Source organism: Fulvivirga sp. (assembly GCF_040220315.1).
Classification (GTDB): Bacteria; Bacteroidota; Bacteroidia; order Cytophagales; family Cyclobacteriaceae; genus Fulvivirga.
The window spans coordinates 1-3791 of sequence record NZ_JAVJUY010000091.1 but is presented as its reverse complement, the minus strand read 5'-3'; the positions used below and the strand labels follow the sequence as shown (position 1 = coordinate 3791).

Annotated in this window: 3 protein-coding genes; all 3 read left to right on the top strand. The window is 39.3% G+C overall.

Annotation, left to right across the window (positions count from 1 at the left end):
* On the top strand, window positions 1–1124 hold a 1124-nt coding region (locus RLO81_RS04020), incomplete at its 5' end, for an imelysin family protein (RefSeq protein ID WP_350107578.1).
* Window positions 1125–1127: 3 nt separating this feature from the next.
* On the top strand, window positions 1128–2501 hold the full coding sequence (locus RLO81_RS04015) for an HTTM domain-containing protein (protein WP_350107575.1): 1374 nt from the start codon (window positions 1128–1130) through the stop codon (window positions 2499–2501).
* On the top strand, window positions 2498–3791 hold a 1294-nt coding region (locus RLO81_RS04010; protein ID WP_350107572.1), incomplete at its 3' end, for a carboxypeptidase-like regulatory domain-containing protein. The genes RLO81_RS04015 and RLO81_RS04010, both read left to right, overlap by 4 nt.

The following is a 3791-nucleotide window of genomic DNA, read 5'->3' as shown; positions in this document are numbered from 1 at the left end:
TCTTTGGTTTTAAATACATACTTATGAAACACCTATTTAAGACATTCATTTTTGTTCTGTCATTATTATTCATCTCAGGCATTACATCATGTTCAGAAGATGATACAGATAACGGAGCTAACAACTTTGACAGAACCGAGTTACTCACGAGCTTGGCTGATAATATCATTCTGCCAAACTTTGAAAATTTACAAAGCCAAGTGAATTCACTTTCCACAGCGGTAAGTTCGTTCAACTCAAACCCGAACGAGCAGAATTTATTAACAATGAGAGAGGCATGGGTAGGAGCCGTAAATGCACATCAGCATTGCTCAGCGTTTGGTTTCGGTCCGGCTAATTTAAACCTTGGCCCCTATGCATCAGTGCTTGGTGTTTTTCCAGTGGATGAACAGCAAGTTGAAACAAACATTTCTGATGCTGCTTTTAATCTTGCCGGATCTTTCGATAGAGATATAAGAGGCTTTTATGCTGTTGAATATTTAATCTATGGCAATGGGCAAACAGACGCTGAACTAATAGCAAGTTTTGATCAAGCAAGGATTGACTATCTGTTGCTTATTACAAACGAACTGAAAGATACTTTTGATGGAATTGTAAGTAACTGGAATTCTGGTTATTATAATCAATTCATCTCAGATAATAGTACGTCTGCAGGCAGCTCCATTTCGTTACTCTATAATGAGTGGGTAAAGGATTATGAAAATTTGAAAAATTTTAAACTTGAACTACCCGCGGGTCTGTCAGCAGGGCAAACCAACTCTGATGGACAATTAGTTGAGGCCTATTACAGTGGAATAAGTAGAGGTTTAATTGTTGAACACTTTGCAAGTATTAAAAACATGTATCTAGGCATTGGAAAAAATGGTCAGGACATCACTGGATTTCAGGATTATCTTAAAAGTGTGGTGGGCGGTGAAGAACTCGTGGCCTCTACTCTCTTAACTATTGATGAAATAGACAAAGCCATTGAAGCACTTCCACAGGGCGAGTTATCCCAAAATATTGATGCCGAGGAGATAATTACCCTGCGAAACCTATTGCAGGCTAATACAGCTAATTTTAAAAGTTCTATGAGTTCATTGCTGGGAATTAGTATCACATTCAATTCAGGAGACGGTGACTAACCTGTGATCAATCAATTATCATATAAAAACCTTCAACAATATCTGGGGCAATCCACATCAATTGCCCCACTAGTTGTCTTTCGTATTATTTTTGGATTACTAATGCTGTTCAGTACTGCCCGATACGTTTGGTTGGGCTGGGTAGATACGCAATTGGTTGAACCTTCTCTACATTTCTATTATTACGGCTTCGAATGGGTGAAACCCCTATCTCGAGAAGGCATGTATGCCATATTCGGAATAATGGCTATGTCTTGTCTGGGCATTATTCTAGGCATGTTTTATAGATTATCCACGGTCGTTTTTTTCTTATGCTTCACATACGTTGAGCTGATTGACATTACCTATTATCTCAATCATTATTACTTCGTAAGCATAGTGGCCTTTTTGTTAATATTCGTGCCAGCGCATCGGAATTTTTCCATGGATGTTGCCAGAAATCCTACCATTGTACTTCATCAAATACCTCGATGGATCATTGATATTTTCAAACTACAAATTGCTATAGTTTATATATATGCAGGGCTTGCTAAAATCAATAGCGATTGGCTTTTCGAAGCTCTACCCCTCTCTATCTGGCTACCTGCAAAAACTGGCATTCCAGTTATTGGTCCTATTTTTCAATATAAATTCACTGCCTATCTTTTTAGCTGGATAGGTATGTTGTTTGATACATTCATTGTATTTGGATTACTCTATCGGAAAACTCGCTGGATATCCTACATTGCTGTCGTCATTTTTCACACCCTCACCGGCATACTTTTTCAAATTGGCGTTTTCCCAATGGTGATGATATTTGCCGTTACCATTTTCTTTTCCCCCACGTTTCATGAAAAGATCATTCAGGTTTTAGGTAAACCTTTCAGGGTAAACGTTACAGTTGAACGCGAAGAAATTTCAGCGTCAAAATTGTATGAGCCAAGGTATAGATGGCTTCCTAAACTACTAATCCCTTTCTTTATTTTTCAAGCATTATTCCCCTGGCGTTATCTCACCTACCCTGGCAACCTCTTCTGGACAGAGGAAGGATATCGTTTTTCCTGGCGGGTAATGTTAATGGAAAAAGCAGGTACCGCCACATTTTATGTTCAAGATGGTCAAAATGGAAGAAAGGGTGCGGTAATTAATCATCAATTTCTAAATTCGCACCAGGAAAAACAAATGGCCATGCAACCTGATCTTATTTTGCAATTTGCACACTACTTAAAAGGTCATTTTCAGACTCAAGGCCTTGCTGATCCTGTTGTAACTGCCGAAGTATGGGTGACATTAAATGCCAGGCCTGCTCAACTTTTAATAGACCCTAAAGCTGATCTCACCAGGCTAGAAGATACCTGGCGGCATAAATCATGGATAAATCCATTTCTTGAAAAATGAGGAAATTAACAGTCATTATACTCATTTTAATTCAAGCATGCATTGCAAGTGCTCAAACGTATACTATCACGGGAAAAATTCTCGATAAGAACACGATGCGTCCTTTTGAAGAAGCTACCCTATTTGTTCAGGCACTCAATTTATCGGCAAAGGCAGACAGTTCAGGGAATTTCAAAATGAAACTACCGGCAGGCGAACACACATTAGGCGCCTTTAGTCTTGGAATGGCTATTGCCACAAAAACCGTTATTCTTAACAACAATTTGACCATTAACTTCTATTTAAACGATCTTTCAGACAACCTGGATGAAGTAGAAATTTATGATAAAAGAGAAACTCTTGGTGGTATTTCACGACTTCAAGCTATCGAAAACTATGGCATCTACGAAGCAAAGAAAAATGAAGTAATTAAGCTGGAAGATTTTGCAGCCAATAAAGTAAACAACAATGCCCGACAAGTTTTTGCAAAAGTACCCGGCCTAAATATATGGGAGAGTGACTTTGCCGGACTGCAGTTAGACATTGCTACGCGAGGACTAGGGCCAGGCAGAACGGCTAATTTTAATACCAGACAAAATGGATACGACATGAGCGCTGATGCTCTGGGATATCCTGAGAGTTACTACCTTCCTGCGATGCAGGCTGTAGAACGAATTGAAATCGTTAGAGGTGCAGCGTCCCTTCAATATGGTACACAGTTTGGGGGTATGCTAAATTTTCGATTGAAAGAAGCACCTAGTATGCCGTTGGATATACATTTTGAACAAGCCGTTGGGTCATTTGGCATGATTAACAGCTTCGCAAGCATAGGAGGAACAAAAAATAACATTGATTATTATGGTTATTACCAATACAGACAAGGTGATGGCTGGAGAGATAATTCAGAATTTGATGCCCACACTGCTTTTACGCGCTTCGGTTGGCAACTAAATGAACGGCTTAAGATAGGTGTAGAGGGTTCATTTATGAAATATAAGGCACAACAACCAGGCGGTTTGACAGATGATCGATTTGAAGATGGTAATCTTAAACAGTCATTGCGAGACAGAAACTGGTTTCAAGTATCATGGAATTTAATGGCTGCCACTTTAGATTACCGATTCAGCCCAAAAACGCAGTTGAACGTAAAAGCATTTGGTCTCATTTCTAGTAGAGATGCCCTGGGCAATCTCACCCAAATTGGTGTGGCTGACAACCCGGAAGAAAATAGAACTTTAATTCGTGATGATTTTAAAAACTACGGCTCAGAACTACGCCTGTTGCATAGGTATTCATTAGCAGGTAAAAATT